Annotated in this window: 11 protein-coding genes and 1 tRNA gene; 11 read left to right on the top strand and 1 reads right to left on the bottom strand. The window is 72.0% G+C overall.

Going from position 1 to position 16361, the window contains the following annotated elements:
* Window positions 1-23 precede the first annotated feature (23 nt).
* From Microterr_RS09010 to Microterr_RS09000, 3 genes are read left to right on the top strand one after another with little or no spacing between them, the layout of a single operon-like run.
* On the top strand, window positions 24-1343 hold the full coding sequence (locus tag Microterr_RS09010; RefSeq protein WP_263798296.1) for a GNAT family N-acetyltransferase: 1320 nt from the start codon (window positions 24-26) through the stop codon (window positions 1341-1343).
* Between the two features lie 59 nt (window positions 1344-1402).
* Window positions 1403-1702, top strand: a complete 300-nt coding sequence (locus tag Microterr_RS09005; RefSeq protein WP_263798297.1) for a DUF427 domain-containing protein — start codon at window positions 1403-1405, stop codon at window positions 1700-1702.
* 33 nt (window positions 1703-1735) lie between these two features.
* On the top strand, window positions 1736-3538 hold the full coding sequence (locus Microterr_RS09000; protein WP_263798298.1) for an ABC-F family ATP-binding cassette domain-containing protein: 1803 nt from the start codon (window positions 1736-1738) through the stop codon (window positions 3536-3538).
* 21 nt (window positions 3539-3559) lie between these two features.
* On the opposite strand, the gene Microterr_RS08995 is transcribed toward Microterr_RS09000, so the two are convergent.
* Window positions 3560-4057, bottom strand: a complete 498-nt coding sequence (locus Microterr_RS08995; RefSeq protein WP_263798299.1) for a MarR family winged helix-turn-helix transcriptional regulator — start codon at window positions 4055-4057, stop codon at window positions 3560-3562.
* 137 nt (window positions 4058-4194) lie between these two features.
* On the opposite strand from Microterr_RS08995, the gene Microterr_RS08990 reads away from it, so the two are divergent.
* The 8 genes from Microterr_RS08990 (at window position 4195) to Microterr_RS08955 (ending at window position 16191) form a co-directional block, all read left to right on the top strand.
* Complete coding sequence (locus tag Microterr_RS08990) at window positions 4195-7776, top strand: glycosyl hydrolase 53 family protein (protein ID WP_263798300.1); 3582 nt, start codon at window positions 4195-4197, stop codon at window positions 7774-7776.
* Window positions 7777-7820: 44 nt separating this feature from the next.
* A tRNA-Gln gene (locus tag Microterr_RS08985) sits at window positions 7821-7892 on the top strand.
* Window position 7893: 1 nt separating this feature from the next.
* Complete coding sequence (gene glmU / locus Microterr_RS08980; RefSeq protein ID WP_263798301.1) at window positions 7894-9366, top strand: bifunctional UDP-N-acetylglucosamine diphosphorylase/glucosamine-1-phosphate N-acetyltransferase GlmU; 1473 nt, start codon at window positions 7894-7896, stop codon at window positions 9364-9366.
* Window positions 9341-10375 carry a ribose-phosphate diphosphokinase gene (locus tag Microterr_RS08975; protein WP_263798303.1) on the top strand — a complete coding sequence of 345 codons (1035 nt, stop codon included), beginning with the start codon at window positions 9341-9343 and terminating at the stop codon, window positions 10373-10375. The genes glmU and Microterr_RS08975 overlap by 26 nt, the downstream gene beginning before the upstream one ends.
* Window positions 10376-10409: 34 nt before the next feature.
* On the top strand, window positions 10410-13127 hold the full coding sequence (locus Microterr_RS08970; protein WP_263798304.1) for a cation-translocating P-type ATPase: 2718 nt from the start codon (window positions 10410-10412) through the stop codon (window positions 13125-13127).
* Window positions 13128-13220: 93 nt separating this feature from the next.
* Window positions 13221-13706: an FMN-binding protein gene (locus tag Microterr_RS08965; protein ID WP_263798305.1), complete on the top strand. Its 486-nt coding sequence runs from the start codon at window positions 13221-13223 to the stop codon at window positions 13704-13706.
* Window positions 13693-14586, top strand: coding sequence for an FAD:protein FMN transferase (locus Microterr_RS08960; RefSeq protein WP_263798306.1), 894 nt, complete (start codon window positions 13693-13695; stop codon window positions 14584-14586). Before Microterr_RS08965 ends, Microterr_RS08960 begins: the two co-directional genes overlap by 14 nt.
* 33 nt (window positions 14587-14619) lie before the next feature.
* Window positions 14620-16191: an FAD-dependent oxidoreductase gene (locus tag Microterr_RS08955; RefSeq protein WP_263798785.1), complete on the top strand. Its 1572-nt coding sequence runs from the start codon at window positions 14620-14622 to the stop codon at window positions 16189-16191.
* The last annotated feature ends 170 nt before the right edge of the window (window positions 16192-16361 follow it).

The raw sequence follows: 16361 nt of genomic DNA, 5'->3' as shown, positions 1-16361 counted from the left end.
ACCCCCCCCAGAACGGAGCGACCATGGACGATCTCGTGCGCACCCACCACGACGGGCCGGTGGACGGCGCCGCAGCGGCGGCCTTGGCCGACCGGGGCCTGCGGCTGACGCGCGTGCCGAACGACGACCGACCGGGCTTCGGCTCCTGGCTGGATGCGGTCGCGCGCGGCTTCCTCGACGGCGAGCGCAGCGATCTGCACCGCGCCGCCGCGTTCGAGCGGCTCGGCCAGCGGCGGCTGATCGGCGTGTTCGACGACAGCGCACCGGAGCCGACCGTGCCGGTGGGCACCTTCGCCTCGTGGGTGAGTGAGCTCACGGTGCCGGGGGGCACCAGCATCCCGTCCTGCGCCATCAGCTCGGTCACGGTCGCGCCCACCCACCACCGGCGCGGCATCGCCCGGGCGATGATGGAGGGCGAGCTGCGCGCCGCGGACGCACTCGGCGTGCCCGTCGCCGTCCTCACGGTCAGCGAGTCCACTCTCTACGGCCGCTACGGGTTCGCCTCGGCCGCTGCCGCCGTGTCGCTGCGCATCGAGACACGCCGCGCCGGCTGGACCGGGCCCGCCGCCCCCGGCCGCGTGGACTTCATCTCGCGGGAGCGGTGGCGCGAGCTCGCCCCGCAGGTGCACGAACGAGGGCGCACCCGCAGGGCGGGGGAGATCGAGATGCCCGGCGGCCACTGGGATCGGCTCGCGCGCACGCGCCCCGACGCGGAGGATCCGGGCAAGGTCCGCGCCGTGCAGTACGCGGGCCTCGACGGCGACGTGACCGGGGTCGCGGTCTACTCGGTGGAGGAGAACCACGACGACTTCACGAAGTCGATCGCGCACGTCCACCTGCTGCTCGCGGGGGACGACGACGCGTACGCGGGCCTGTGGCGGTTCTTCCTGCAGCTCGACCTGATCGGCGAGGTGCGCGCCAGCGAGCTCTCGCTGGACGAGCCGCTGCTGTGGATGATCGCCGACCAGCGGGCCGCCGTGATCACGGTGCGCGACCATCAGTACGTCCGGGTGCTCGACGTGCCGGCCGCCCTCACAGCACGGCGCTACGGCGCTGCCGGCGTCTTCGCGCTCGACGTGGCCGACCCGCTCGGCATCGGCGGAGGCCGCTGGGTGCTGCGGGTCGACGCGGACGGCGCGGGAGCGGTGTCACCGTGGGAGGGGGACGCCCCCGAGGGCGCGGTGCGCGTCCAGCTGGGCACGGCGGAGCTCTCGGCCCTGTATCTGGGCGGCGTCTCCGCTGCGGCGCTCGCCACCGCCGGGCGCCTGCGCGCGTCGGATGTGGTGGCTCTCGCGCGCACATTCGCGTGGCACGAGAGCCCGCGGCTGAGCTTCTGGTACTGATCGGCCCCCGCCCCGCGCACGCCACGTAGGCTCGGAGGACGCGAGAGCAAGGAGCTGCGTTGAGAGCACGAATCGGTGACACCGTCTACGCCGAGGCCCCGGAGTCCGACCTGATCCGCATCGAAGGCAACTGGTATTTCCCGCCCGCAAGCGTCGACTTCAGTCTGCTGCAGGAGAGCCCGACGCCGTACACCTGCCCCTGGAAGGGCGAGTGCCAGTACTACTCGGTCCACGAGGGCGACCAGACGCTCGCCGACCGCGCATGGGCCTATCCCACCCCGTATCCGACCGGCATCGAGCGCGTCGGCAGGGACTTCTCCGGCTACCTCGCCTTCTGGAAAGAGGTCGAGGTGGCGTAGCACCCGGAACCATGCGCCTACCCTGGAGAGGACATGGCGCATCTTCTGGGGGCTGAAGCCCTCCACCTCGAATTCCCGACCAAGGTCGTCTTCGACGCCGTCTCCCTCGGCATCGACGAGGGCGACCGCATCGGCATCGTCGGCCGCAACGGCGACGGCAAATCGAGCCTGCTCGCCATGCTCGCGGGGCGGATGGAGCCGGACGCCGGCCGCGTGACCGTGCGCGGGGGAGTGACGGTGGGCGTCCTCGACCAGGCCGACACCCTCCCCGACGACGAGACCGTCGGCCACGCGGTCGTCGGCGACACTCCCGAGCACGAGTGGGCGGGCTCCGCGCGGGTGCGCGACGTGATCGCGGGACTCCTGGGCGGACTGCCCTGGGACGCGCGGCTCGGCTCGCTCTCCGGCGGACAGCGGCGGCGGGTGGCCCTCGCGCAGCTGCTCACGGGCGACCACGACATCATCATGCTCGACGAGCCGACCAACCACCTCGACGTCGAGGCGATCGCCTGGCTCGCCGCGCACCTGAAGACCCGGTGGCCCGCGAACGCGGCCGGGCTCCTCATCGTCACGCACGACCGGTGGTTCCTCGACGAGGTCTGCACCCGCACGTGGGAGGTCCACGACCGCATCGTCGAGCCCTTCGACGGCGGTTACGCCGCCTACATCCTGCAGCGCGTGGAGCGCGACCGGCAGTCGGCCGTCATCGAGCAGCGCCGCCAGAACCTGGCCCGCAAGGAGCTCGCCTGGCTGCGCCGAGGGGCGCCCGCGCGCACCTCGAAGCCGAAGTTCCGCATCGACGCGGCGAACGCCCTGATCGAGGACGTGCCGGAGATCCGCGACCGGGTCGGCCTGCAGTCGCTCGCGGTGTCCCGGCTGGGCAAGGACGTCGTCGACCTGCTCGACGTGGGCGTCTCGTACCCGGCACCCGTCGGCGCGCACGAGGTGCTGCGCGACGTCGAGTGGCGTATCGCACCCGGCGAGCGCACCGGCATCCTCGGTGTGAACGGCGCGGGGAAGTCCACGCTGCTCGGCCTCGTGGCCGGCACCGTCGAGCCCACGTCGGGGCGGGTCAAGCGCGGCAAGACCGTGCAGGTCGCGACCCTCACCCAGCGCCTCGACGAGCTCGAGCAGCACCTCGACGACCCGGTGCGCGTGGTCATCGCGCGCCTGCGCACCACCTACACCTTCGGTGCGGGGTCCAAGGCGCAGGAGCTCACCCCCGGTCAGCTGCTCGAGCGGATGGGCTTCGCCAGCGCCCAGCTGTCGACCCCCGTGAAGGACCTCTCCGGCGGTCAGAAGCGGCGCCTGCAGCTGCTGCTGATCCTCCTCGACCAGCCGAACGTGCTGATCCTCGACGAGCCCACCAACGACCTCGACACCGACATGCTCGCGGCGCTGGAGGACCTGCTGGACAGCTGGCCGGGCACGCTCCTCGTCGTCTCGCACGACCGGTACTTCCTGGAGCGCGTCACCGACCAGCAGTACGCGATCCTGCACGGGCGTCTGCGGCATCTGCCCGGCGGCGTCGACGAGTACCTGCGTCTGCGCCGTCGCGACGACGCGGATGCCGTGCAGGGGCCCGCCGCCGCCGTCGCTGCGCCCGCCGGCCTGGCCGGAGCGGAGCTGCGCGCGGCCACGAAGGAGCTCGCCGCGCTGGAGCGCCGCATGGAGAAGCTCGAGGCGCAGATCACCGCCGCGCGCACGGCGCTCGCCGAGCACGACCAGGGCGACTACGTCGGACTGGCCGCCGAGATGCAGCGCATCAGCGGACTCGAGGCCGAGCGCGATGACGCCGAGGGCCGCTGGTTCGAGCTCACCGAACTCGTCGGCTGAGCGCCGCGGCACGGGCGATGGTCAGGCGTCGAAGCCCAGGCTGAGCTTGCGGAGGAGCGCCGCGAGCCGCTCCCGGTCGGCGCGGCTGAGGCTGCCGAGCAGCACGGCCTCCGCGTCGACCAGCCGGGTGATGGCGGCATCCACGCGCGTGCGGCCGTCCTCGGTCAGGATGACCAGGATGCTGCGCCCGTCGTCCGGGTCGGCCTCTCGTCGCACGAGCCGCCGGCCCACGAGGCGGTCGATGCGGTTCGTCATGGTGCCGCTGGAGACGAGCGTCTGCTGCAGCAGCTGCTTGGGGCTCAGCCGGTACGGCTCGCCCGCCCGGCGGAGCGCGGACAGCACGTCCCACTCCCACGGCTCCAGGTCGCTGCGCCGGAACGCCTCGCGCCGGGCGCGGTCGAGGTGACGCGAGAGCCGGTCGACCCGCGACAGGACCTCGAGGGGGGAGAAGTCGAGGTCGGGCCGCTGGGCGAGCCAGGCCTCGACGATGCGATCGACCTCGTCGGACTCGTGTGCCACCCGCCCATTATGGGGGTTGATTCCGCTCGACGCGTGCGAGAGACTGTGACCGTTCCCAGTGACTGTGACCGGTCACAGCCATCGATCGACGAGGATCGGAGCACGAGAAGATGCATGCACGCCCGCACACCCGCTGGATGAGGATCGCCGCCATCGCGGCCACGGCGGGGGCGGTGACACTCGGCATGGTCGCTCCGGCAGCGGCGGTCGACGGTCCCGTCGAGGCCGGCATCGTGGTCGACAAGGTCGACGGACTCCCCGAGGACTTCATCAACGGCGTCGACGTGTCGTCCGCGCTGGCGCTGGAGGACTCCGGCGTCGTCTTCCGCGACGAGGACGGCGAACCCGCCGATCTGTTCGCGGTCCTGGCCGACGCGGGCGTCACCGACGTGCGGGTGCGGGTGTGGAACGACCCCTTCGATGCGGAGGGCAACGGCTATGGCGGCGGCGACGTCGACGTCGCCCGCGCGGTCGAGATCGGCGAGCGGGCGACGGACGCGGGTCTGCGGGTCCTCGTCGACTTCCACTACTCCGACTTCTGGGCCGACCCCGCCAAGCAGAAGGCGCCCAAGGCGTGGGCGTCGCTGTCGGTCCCCGAGAAGGCGACGGCCGTCGGGGAGTACACCGCCGATGCGCTGCAGCAGTTCGAGGACGCCGGCGTCGACGTGCGCATGGTGCAGATCGGCAACGAGACGAACAACGGCATCGCCGGTGTGACCGGCTGGGCCGGCATGGCGCAGATCTTCTCGGCCGGGTCTGCCGCCGTCCGCGCGACGCTTCCCGACGCGCTCGTCGCCGTGCACTTCACCAACCCCGAGACCTCCGGCCGGTACGCCGGGTACGCGAAGAGCCTCAGCGACTACGACGTCGACTACGACGTGTTCGCCTCGTCGTACTACCCGTACTGGCACGGCAGCCTGAGCAACCTCACGACCGTCCTCCGCCAGGTCGCCGACACATACGGCAAGGACGTGATGGTCGCCGAGACCTCGTGGGCCTACACCCTCGAGGACGGCGACGGGCACGGCAACGTCATCGACCTGCCGAGCGAGGCCACGCAGTACCCGGTGAGCGTGCAGGGCCAGGCCACCGCGCTCCGCGACGTGATCGCCGCCGTCGTCGGGGTGGGAGACGCGGGTATCGGCGTCTTCTACTGGGAGCCCGCGTGGCTGCCGGTCGGGCCGCCCGAGGACCTGGCGCAGAACAAGGTGCTCTGGGAGCGCGACGGCTCAGGGTGGGCATCGAGCTACGCGGGCGAGTTCGACCCCGACGACGCGGGCGAGTGGTACGGCGGGTCGGCCTGGGACAACCAGGCGCTCTTCGACCACGACGGCGTGCCGCTGGAGTCGCTGCGGACCTTCGCGTACGCCCGCACCGGCGCGACCGCGCCGCGCGAGGTCACCTCCGTCGAGAAGCCGGCCCTGACGTTCGCGGACGGCGATCCGATCGCCCTGCCCGCCACCGTCGAGATCTCCTACAACGACGGCTCGACCGAGGACGAGGCGGTGACCTGGTCGGAGGCCGCAGAGTGGATCGACGGGCCAGGGGCGTACCGCGTCGACGGGCGGACCGCATCCGGCCATGCCACGGTCGCGACCGTCACCGTGCTGGCGTCGAACCTGCTGCGCAACCCCGGCTTCGAAGCGGCCGACGTCAGCATGTGGCGGGCCACCGGTCCGCTGACCCTGCGCGCCACGGACGATCCGCACTCGGGGACCCGCTCGGCGCACTTCTACTCGGGTGCGGCATACACGTACTCGCTGTCGCAGACCGTCACGGCCAGCACGGCCGGCAAGTACACCGCCTCGGCGGCGCTGCAGGGCGACGGGGAGGATGCTGCGAGCACCGTCCGGATCGCCGTGACGACGTCATCAGGGGCGACCGCCGGCGCGCCGTTCGCGATGACCGGATGGCGGCAGTGGTCGACCCCGACCACCGCTCCGGTCGCTGTGGCTGCCGGCGAGACCGTGACGGTCACGATCTCGGCGACGCTGTCAGCTGGTGCCTGGGGCACCCTCGACGATGTCGTGCTCGCGCGGCTCGCGCCGGATGCCGCAGACACGAGCGCGCTCGAAGCCGCCCTCGAACGCGCTGAGGGGCTCGACCGCGACATCATCACCGCGGCCTCGCTCGCGGTGCTCGACGACGCCGTCGAGATCTCCGAGGTCGTCCTGGCCGCCACGACGCCCACGCAGACCCGCGTCACCGCGGCTCTCGCGCGCATGGACGCCGCGTTCGCGCAGCTTGAGCTGATCGGCGAGGCGCCCGCGCCGGAGATCGCGCCCGTCGCGCTCACGGTGGTCGAGGGTGACGCGATCGCCCTTCCGACCACGGTCGCGCTCACCTCGTGGAACGGCGCGGTCGAGCGCGTCCCGGTGACCTGGTCGGACGCCGTGTCGTGGATCGAGGGACCGGGCGAGTACGCGATCCCCGGCACGGCGCGCGGCGAGACCGCGACGGCGACGGTCACCGTCACCGAGCGGCAGTGGGTGCTCGATCCGGGCTTCGAGGACGCCGCGTCGTCGGCGTGGACGGTCGCAGGGCCGGGCGCGTCGATCGGGCAGACCGCGGACGCGGCGGCCGGAGCGCGCGCGGTGAGCTTCTGGAGCGACAGCGCGTACGCGTTCACGGTGTCGCAGCGCATCACGGGGGTCTCCGCGGGCACGTACGCCCTGCGGGCCACGACCCAGGGCGACGGCGAGGGCGCGGGCGATGCACTGACGATCAGCGCGACCACTGCCCAGGGGCGCGCGAGCGCGCCCCTGGCACTGGACGGGTGGCAGGTGTTCCGCACCGCCACCACGGGGCTCGTCACGGTGGACGACGGCGACGCCCTCACGGTGACGGCCTCGCTCGCGCTCAGCGCGGGCGCCTGGGGCACGGTCGACGAGATCCGGCTCGCCCGGGCCGGCGACCCTGTCGACGACAGTGCGCTCGTGGAAGCGATCGCGGCAGCATCCGCTCTCGACCGCGGCGCCTACACCGCCTGGTCGTGGGCGCCGCTGGAGGCAGCGCTCGCGAGGGCGCGCGTCGTCGCCGACGCCGACTGGCCGACCGCTGCGCGCATCGGCCAGGCGCGGACGCTGCTCGCCGACGCGCGGGCCGGTCTCGTGCGCCGCGATGCCGACAGCGCCACCGCCGCACCGGCGAAGGGCGTCCTCTCGCACGACAACGGGCAGGACACCGGGCTGCAGGACGGCGACTACCGGGTGACGATGAACCTCTGGTGGGGCGTGAACGGCTCCTCGTTCCGCCTCTACGAGAACGGCGAGCTCGTCGACGTCGTGGCGCTGGACTACGCGGGCGACCGCCGGGCGCAGACCGCGACCGTGCGGATCACGGGCCGCACCGACGGCACCTACGTGTACACCGGCGAGGTCGTCAACACCCGCGGCGCCACCGCCGTGCAGCCGGTGATGGTGAAGGTGACCGCGGCGAAGCCGGGCACCCCGGTGCTCAGCCACGACAACTGGGACACCGACGGCTCGTTCGTGGTGACGGCGAACATGTGGTGGGGCACGAACGCCACCTCGTACCGCTTCTACCAGGACGGGGTGCTGGCCTCGGAGGGTCCGCTCGCGGCCAAGACCCCGAGCGCGCAGACCGCGCGACTGCAGGTGAAGGGCGCGGGAATCGGCACGCACATGTACCGGGTCGAGTTCGTCAACGCGGCCGGGACCACCTCGAGCACGTCGCTCGCCGTCGTCGTGAGGCGCTGAGGGCTGGCAGACTTGGACCGCGGCCGCACCACCGGCGGCCGCGGTCCGCCGTGGTGTAATGGCAGCACGACAGCCTTTGGAGCTGTGAGGTCTAGGTTCGAATCCTGGCGGCGGAGCATGACCGAGAACACCGCGGATCCGTCGCTCGCCGTGATCATCCTGGCCGCCGGCCAGGGCACCCGCATGAAGTCGTCGGTGCCCAAGGTGCTGCACCGCATCGGCGGCCGGCCGCTGGTCGGCCACGTGCTCGACACCGCGCGCGATCTCGCGCCCGCGCACGTGCTCGTCGTGGTGCGCCACGAGCGCGACCAGGTCGCCGAGGCCGTCATGGGCGTCTCGCCGGGGATCGTCGTCGTCGACCAGGACGACGTCCCCGGCACCGGCAGGGCCGTCGAGGTGGCGCTCGCCGCGCTGCCCGACTACTCGGGAGACGTCCTGGTGCTCAGCGGCGACGTGCCGCTCCTCGATGCAGACACCCTCAGCGGCCTGATCCGGGCGCATCGCGCCGGCGGGACCGCGGTCACTCTCCTGAGCGCCGTGCTCGAGGACGCGACCGGCTACGGCCGGGTGATCCGGGACGAGGCGGGCGACGTCGACCGGATCGTCGAGCAGAAGGACGCCACCGACGACGAGGCGGCGGTCACCGAGATCAACGCCGGCGTCTACGTCTTCCAGGCCGAGCCGCTGCGCGCCCAGCTCGCGCAGGTGGGCACCGCCAACGCGCAGGGCGAGAAGTACCTCACCGACGTGATCGGACTGCTGCGTGCCCAGGCCCTCGGGGTGGCGGCATCCGTCGTCCGTGACGTGGCGCTGACGCTCGGAGTCAATGACCGTGCCCAGCTGGCCGAGGCGGCGCGGCTGCTGAACGCGCGCACCGTGCGCCGCTGGCAGCTCGCCGGCGCGTCGATCCTCGACCCGGCGACCACCTGGATCGACGTGACGGCGACGCTCGCGCCGGACGTGACCGTGCTGCCGAACACGCACATCCTGCGGGCCAGCACGGTCGCCGAGGGCGCGATCATCGGCCCCGACACCAGCCTGGTGGACTGCGAGGTGGGCGAGGGCGCCACCGTGCGCCGCACCGACGCGACCCTCGCGGTGATCGGCGCCGGGGCGACAGTCGGCCCGTTCGCGTACCTGCGGCCGGGCACCGTGCTCGCCGCCGACGGCAAGATCGGCACCTTCGTAGAGACGAAGAACTCGTCGATCGGCCGGGGCAGCAAGGTGCCCCACCTGTCGTACATCGGCGACACCACGATCGGGGAGCACGTCAACCTCGGCGCGGGGGCGATCACGGCGAACTACGACGACCTGGCCAAGCACCGCACCGAGATCGGCGACGAGGTCCACACCGGTTCGCACAACGTCTTCGTCGCGCCCGTTAGGATCGGAGACGGAGCGAAGACCGGAGCCGGTGCCGTCATCCGCAAGGATGTGCCACCCGGGGCCCTCGCACTCAGCGTCGCCCCTCAGCGCAATGTCGAGGGGTGGGTCGAGAAGAACAGACCGGGAACGGGCGCGGCAGAGGCCGTGGTCAAGGCTCGGTCCGCACAGAAGGCGGACGATGGCTCGCAAGAAGAAGACGGTTGATCTCGATCGCGAGCACGACATCGCGCCGGGTCTGGTCGCCAAGACCAAGAAGCGACTCGTCGTCCTGACCGGAAGCTCGCACCCCGAGCTCGCGCGGCAGGTGGTCGAGGCGATCGGCACCGAGCTGGTGCCGACCGAGCACCGCACCTTCGCCTCCGGCGAGATCCTGACCCGGTTCGAGGTCTCGATCCGCGGCTGCGACGCCTTCATCATCCAGTCCTTCGGCCCGCCCGTGAACGAGTGGCTGATGGAGCTGCTCATCATGCTCGACGCGGCCAAGCGCGCGTCCGCCAAGCGCATCACCGTCGTCGCCCCGTACTACCCGTACTCGCGCCAGGACAAGAAGGGCCGCGGCCGTGAGCCGATCAGCGCCCGCCTCGTCTCCGACCTGATGAAGACCGCCGGTGCCGACCGCGTGATGAGCGTCGACCTCCACGCCGCGCAGATCCAGGGTTTCTTCGACGGGCCCGTCGACCACCTGTTCGCCAAGCCGGTGCTGCTCGAGTACTTCGAGAAGACGCTCTCCGAGGCGGACCGCGCGCTCCTCACCGTCGTCTCGCCCGACACCGGCCGCGTGCGCGTGGCCGACCAGTGGTCCGACAGCCTCGGCGCCCCGCTGGCGATCATCCACAAGCGCCGCGACCCGAATGTGGCGAACCAGGTCACCGTCAACGAGATCGTCGGCGAGGTCGCCGGTCGCGTCTGCCTGCTGGTGGACGACATGATCGACACCGGCGGCACGATCGTGAAAGCCGCGGAGGCACTGAAGAAGAACGGCGCCGAGCGCGTCATCGTCGCCGCGACCCACGCGATCTTCAGCGCGCCCGCCACCGACCGCCTGCAGAGCCCGGCGATCGACGAGGTCGTCGTCACCGACACCGTGCCTGTGCCCGAAGACAAGCGCTTCCCGACGCTCACGATCCTGCCGATCGCCCCGCTGCTGGCCCGGGCGATCCACGAGGTCTTCGAAGACGGATCCGTCACGAGCATGTTCGACGGAGCCGCCTGACACTAGCCTGAGCTTGCCGGATCCGGGAGGAACCATGACAGCTCAGCTCACCGACGCCGACCTCGCGATCGTCCGTCCGCACGCCCGGTCGGCGGACGACGTCGTCACCGCGCTCGGCACCGACGGCCACGGTCTCTCGAGCGAGGAGGCGCGCGCGCGACTCGCACGCGTCGGCCCCAACCAGCTGCCGGAGCCCGCCCGCAAGCCCGCGATCGTGCGCTTCCTCGTGCACTTCAACGACACCCTGATCTACATCCTGCTCGCGGCCGCCGTCATCAAGGCGGTGATGGGGGACTGGCTGGACTTCTGGGTGATCATGGCGGTCGCGATCATCAACGCCGTCATCGGCTACATCCAGGAGGGGCGCGCCGAGAAGGCGCTGGCCGGGATCAGGGGGATGCTGTCCGCCGACGCGAGCGTGCGCCGTGACGGAGGGTGGGGCACGATCCCGTCGTCCGACCTCGTCCCCGGCGACATCGTCCGGCTCATGCCCGGCGATCGTGTTCCCGCCGATGTGCGGCTGACGCAGGCCTTCCAGCTGCGGGTGGACGAATCGGCGCTGACGGGCGAGTCGGTGCCCTCATCCAAGGACCTCGCCCCCGTCGACGACGACGCCGGTGTCGGCGACCGCACGTCGATGGCGTTCTCCGGCACGATCGTCGCCGCCGGACAGGGCCGGGGCGTCGTCACCGGCACCGGCGTCTCGACTGAGATCGGGAAGATCCAGACGCTCGCCGACGAGGCCGGCTCGCTCGCCACGCCCCTCACCCGGCAGCTCGACGACTTCGGGCGGCTCCTCACGATCGTCATCCTCGCGATGGCGGCCGTGATGCTGCTGATCGGCCGGTTCCTGCACCAGATGCCGTTCGACGACCTCATCTCCGCGGCGATCGGCTTCGCGGTCGCCGCCATCCCGGAAGGGCTGCCCGCCCTGGTCACGATCACCCTGGCGATCGGCGTGCAGCAGATGGCCAAGCGGCAGGCGATCACCCGCAAGCTCCCCGCGGTCGAAGCCCTGGGCTCGGTCACCACGGTGTGCTCCGACAAGACCGGGACGCTGACGAAGAACGAGATGACCGTGCGCAGCATCGTGACCCCCGTCGCGACCTACGACGTGACGGGTCTCGGGTACGACCCCGACGGCGCGATCGAGCCGCGCGAGGGGCAGTCCGGCGGCGACCTCGCCGCGATCCTCGCCGTGGCGACCCTGTGCAACGACGCCCACATCGTGGCCGACCCCGCCGCGGCCTCCGGCGACGGAGGCTGGGCGCTGGTCGGGGAGCCCACCGAGGGTGCCCTGAAGGTCGTCGCGATGAAGGGTGCCGTGAACGCCGGCGGCAGCACCCGCGTCGGCGTGCTGCCCTTCGACTCCGCGAACAAGTTCATGGCGACCCTCAACGAGGGTTCCGACTCGTCGCGGGCGATCCTCGTGAAGGGGGCTCCTGACCGGCTGCTCGATCGGTCCGGATCGCAGCGCGGCCTGCGGGGGGCCGAGCCGCTCGACCGCGCGCGGTGGGACGGGGTCGTCGACGAGCTCAGCGCGCAGGGGCTGCGGGTGCTCGCCGCCGCGCGTCGGCCGGTGCCCGCCGGAACCGACGGGCTCGGCATCGACGATCTGCACGACCTCGAGTTCCTCGGCGTGTGGGGCATCGTCGACCCGCCGCGGCCGGAGGCGATCGAGGCGATCGCGGACTGCCACCACGCCGGCATCAGCGTGAAGATGATCACGGGCGACCACGCGGGCACGGCGCTCGCGATCGGACGCGAGATGGGCCTGGTCAGCGGCGACGACGTGCGCGTCCTCACCGGCGCCGAGCTCGAGGCGCTGAGCCAGGACCAGCTCACCCGGGTGGTGCGCGACGTCGACGTCTACGCCCGCACCAGCCCCGAGCACAAGATCCGCATCGTGCGCGCGCTGCAGGCACACGACGAGGTCGTCGCGATGACCGGCGACGGGGTCAACGACGCGCCGGCCCTCACCAGGGCGAACGTCGGGATCGCGATGGGCATCAAGGGCACCGAGGCGACCAAGGAGGCCGCCGAGATCGTCCTCGCGGACGACAACTTCGCCACGATCCGCAGCGCGATCCGCGAGGGCCGCCGCATCTACGACAACCTCCGGAAGTCGGTCGTCTTCCTGCTGCCCACCAACGGCGCGCAGTCGCTGGTCATCCTCATCGCCGTGGTCTTCGGGCTCACCCTGCCGCTGACCTCGGTGCAGGTGCTGTGGGTCAACATGGTGACGGCGCTGACGCTCTCGCTCGCGCTCGCGTACGAGCCTGCCGAGCGGGGCATCATGTCGCGGCCGCCTCGCCGCACGGGCGGGGGCATCATCGACGGGCGCGAGTTCGGGTTCGTGCTGGTGGTGTCCGTCCTCATCGCGGCCGCCGCGATGGGGGTGTTCTACACGCAGGTGGCCGTCGGCGTGGCCGTCGAGTACGCACGGACCCAGGCCGTGCTCATGCTCGCACTCGGTCAGCTCGCCTACCTGCTCAACTGCCGGTTCCTGACGCGGTCGAGCATCACAACTGACGTGTTCCGCGGCAACCGGATGGTGTGGATCTCGGCCGCCGCGCTGATCGCGCTGCAGCTCGTGTTCACCTACGTGCCGTTCATGAACGTGCTCTTCGAGTCGGTCCCGCTGGGCGCGCAGTCGTGGCTGCTGCCGCTGCTGCTGTCCGTCGTGATCTTCTTCCTCGTCGAGGTGCTCAAGGGCGTGCTGCGCACGCGCGACGCCGGGCCGCGACGCTGATTCAAAGCGGTCTCATAGGCGGTTCGGCAACCATGGCGAGCGGACCCGCCTAGCGTGGGACATCCCCCCGTACCGCTGCAGAAGGAGGACCCCATGATCCGCACTCCCGCCGCCCCCCGTCCGCTCCGCGTCGGAGCCGGTCTCGCCGGCGTCGCCGGGATCGTCCTGCTCGCCGGCTGCTCCACGACCGGCGGCGGCACCACCGACGTCGACGGCGAGCAGTCCAGCGCGCCGAGCAGCGAGTCGAGCGCGTCCGGCGACACGGGCGACTCGTCGACCGCGAGCTACGCCGACGGCACCTACACGGCCGAGGGGTCGTACGCGACGCCCGAATCGGTCGAGACCATCTCCGTCACGGTCACCCTCGCAGACGACGTCATCACCGCCGTCGAGGTGACGGGCAACCCGACCAGGCGCGAGTCCGAGCAGTACCAGGGCGAGTTCATCGGCGGGATCGCCGATGTCGTCGTGGGCAAGGACATCGACGAGATCTCGGTCAGCCGGGTCGCCGGCTCCTCGCTCACGAGCGGCGGGTTCAACGAGGCGATCGATCAGATCAAGGCGGATGCGGCGGCCTGATCCCGTGAGCAGGGCGCCGGAGCGGGTCGTGTGGCGGTTCGAGGCCATCGGCACCGTGTGGGAGATCGAGTCCGCCCACGCGCTTCCCCCGTCGGTGCGGACGACCGTGACGGAGACGATCGCCTCGTTCGACCTGGAGTGGTCGCGGTTCCGCGACGACTCGCTCGTGTCGCGGCTCGCGGCGGGCGGGTCGGCACCCGCGCCGGCGGACGCCGCGCCGATGCTCGCGGTCTACGCGGAGCTGTCGGAGGCCACGGACGGCGCCGTGAACCCGCTCGTCGGCGGACCCCTCGCGCGGCGCGGCTACGACGCCGCCTACTCGCTGCGCGACGAGGGGCCGTCCGCGGCACCGGCCGCATGGACCGACCTCCTGACCTGGCGGGACGGGCGACTCGCCCTCGCCGCACCCGCGCTGATCGACGTCGGCGCGCTCGGGAAGGGGCGCCTGGTGGATCTGGTGCTCGCGGAGACGCAGCACGCCGCCGGGGGAGACCTCGTGGTCGACGCAGGGGGAGACATCGCCGTGCGCGGCGCGGCGCAGCGGATCGCGCTCGAGCACCCGTACGACCCGCAGCGCGCGATCGGCGTCTGGGAGGTCGCCGATGCGGCCCTCTGCGCATCGGCGACGAATCGCCGCGCCTGGGGCGACGGGCTGCACCATGTGCTCGACGCCCGCACCGGCGAGCCGGTGCGCACCATCGCCGCGACCTGGGCGCTCGCACCAGACGCCATGCACGCGGATGCGGCCGCGACCGCGCTCTTCTTCGACGGCGGACCGGCGCTGGCGCACCGGTGGGGCGTCGAATGGGTGCGGATGACGACCGACGGCCGGGTGGAGTGGTCACCAGGCTGCGGCGCGACCCTCTTCACGGGGCGATAGCGTGGACGTGTGAGCGAAGCGCCCGTGCACGTCATGACCGGAACCCTCACCGCGCTGTGGAACCGCGTCTACGCGCAGCTCGGCCGGCTCTCGATGTACCGGCTGGTGCTGCTCGGGCTCGCGGCGCTCGCGCTGGTGGCCCTCATCCTGTCGTTCTTCGGGCTGGTCGCCCCCACGCCCCTCGAGCTGGTCGTCAGTCTCGCCGTCCTGTGCGGCGTCTGCGTCGTGGTGGACGCGGTCGCCCAGCGGATGCTGGGACTCCCGGCACGGGTGGAGTCGTCCCTGATCACGGCTCACATCCTGCTGTTCGTGCTGCGACCCACGCTCGAGCCGGTCGCGCTGGTCGGGCTCGCCGTGGCCGCGGCCGTCGCGTCGCTCTCGAAGTACGCGCTGGCCTGGCGCGGGCGCCACATCTTCAACCCCGCCGCGGTCGGCGCGACCGTGCTGACGCTGCTCAGCATCCCGTGGCCCGAGCTCGGCGCCTCGTCGTGGTGGGTCGGGACTCCGGCGATGGCCGCGCCCGTGATCCTCGTCGGGGTGGCGGTGCTCTGGCGCACCGAGAAGCTCCGGGTCGTCGGGATCTTCCTCCTCATCGCGGTCGCGGTGGCGCTCCTGCGCACCGTGGCCCAGTACCAGGCGGCCGGCCTGGAGATCGACTACGGCCAGGTGCTCTGGAGCGTGCTGTGGTCCTCGCCGTTCCTGTTCCTCGGCGCGTTCATGCTGTCCGAGCCGCTCACCCTGCCGCCGCGGCGCTGGCAGCAGTCCACGGTCGCCGCGGTCGTCGGTGTGCTCGCCGGATGGCCGATCCCGCTGGGCGAGATCACCCTGGGCCAGGAGCGGGCGCTGCTGATCGGCAACCTCGTCGCCTTCGCGTTCTCGTTCCGCGCGGCGGTGCGGCTCACCCTCGTCTCGCGTGAGCAGATCACCGCGAGCGTGCAGCAGCTCACGTTCCGGACCGCGCGCCGCCTCGCCTTCTCGCCGGGCCAGTACGTCGAGCTCGAGGTGCCGCATCCGCATCCCGATGCCCGGGGCACCCGGCGCGAATTCAGCATCGCGTCGGCGCCGGAGGACCTTCCGCAGCTCGTCGTCGCGTTCAAGGAGTCGACCGGACCGGACGGCAAGCCGCAGAGCTCGTACAAGAAGGCCCTCGCGCAGGTGTCGCCGGGGGGCGCACTGGCGGCGACCGGCGTGTGGGGCGACTTCCTGCTGCCGAGCCGTCACGGCGCACCCGTTCTCATGGTCGCCGCGGGCATCGGCGTGACCCCGTTCGTGTCGCAGCTGCGCCACGTCAGCGCCGCGGCGGAGGACCGCGACATCGTGCTCGTGTACATCGCGTCGACCGCGGCCGAGCTGGCCTTCCGCGACGAGCTGGCCGCCACCCGCGTCCCGGTGGTGGTCTTCACCCGCGACGAGCCGGAGTCGCTGCCGGCGCACTGGCGGTGGGCGGGCGGCGTGCGCCTGGACGCCGACGGCCTCCTCGCGGTCGTGCCCGACATCTCGGCGCGCCACGCGTACATCTCCGGCCCGGCCGGCCTCATCGCCGACCTCGCGCCGGCCCTCGAGCGGGCCCGCTCGATCACGACCGACGCCTTCAGCGGCTATTGAGCGCCACCGCTGGGCGTCAGGTGGCAGCTCATCCAGGCTGAATGAGGGATGCTGCTCCGCTCCGTCAGGTGGCAGTTCTTGTCGCTGCGCGTGGGCGATGCGACAGTTCGTGACACCTCATCCCGGCCGGCCGGCCGTCAGGTGGCAGTTCGGGTCGCCCGGGCGCGCGC

Origin of the sequence: Microbacterium terricola, from assembly GCF_027943945.1 — a bacterium.
Lineage (GTDB): Bacteria > Actinomycetota > Actinomycetes > Actinomycetales > Microbacteriaceae > Microbacterium > Microbacterium terricola.
This window is presented reverse-complemented; position numbering and strand designations above follow the sequence as displayed.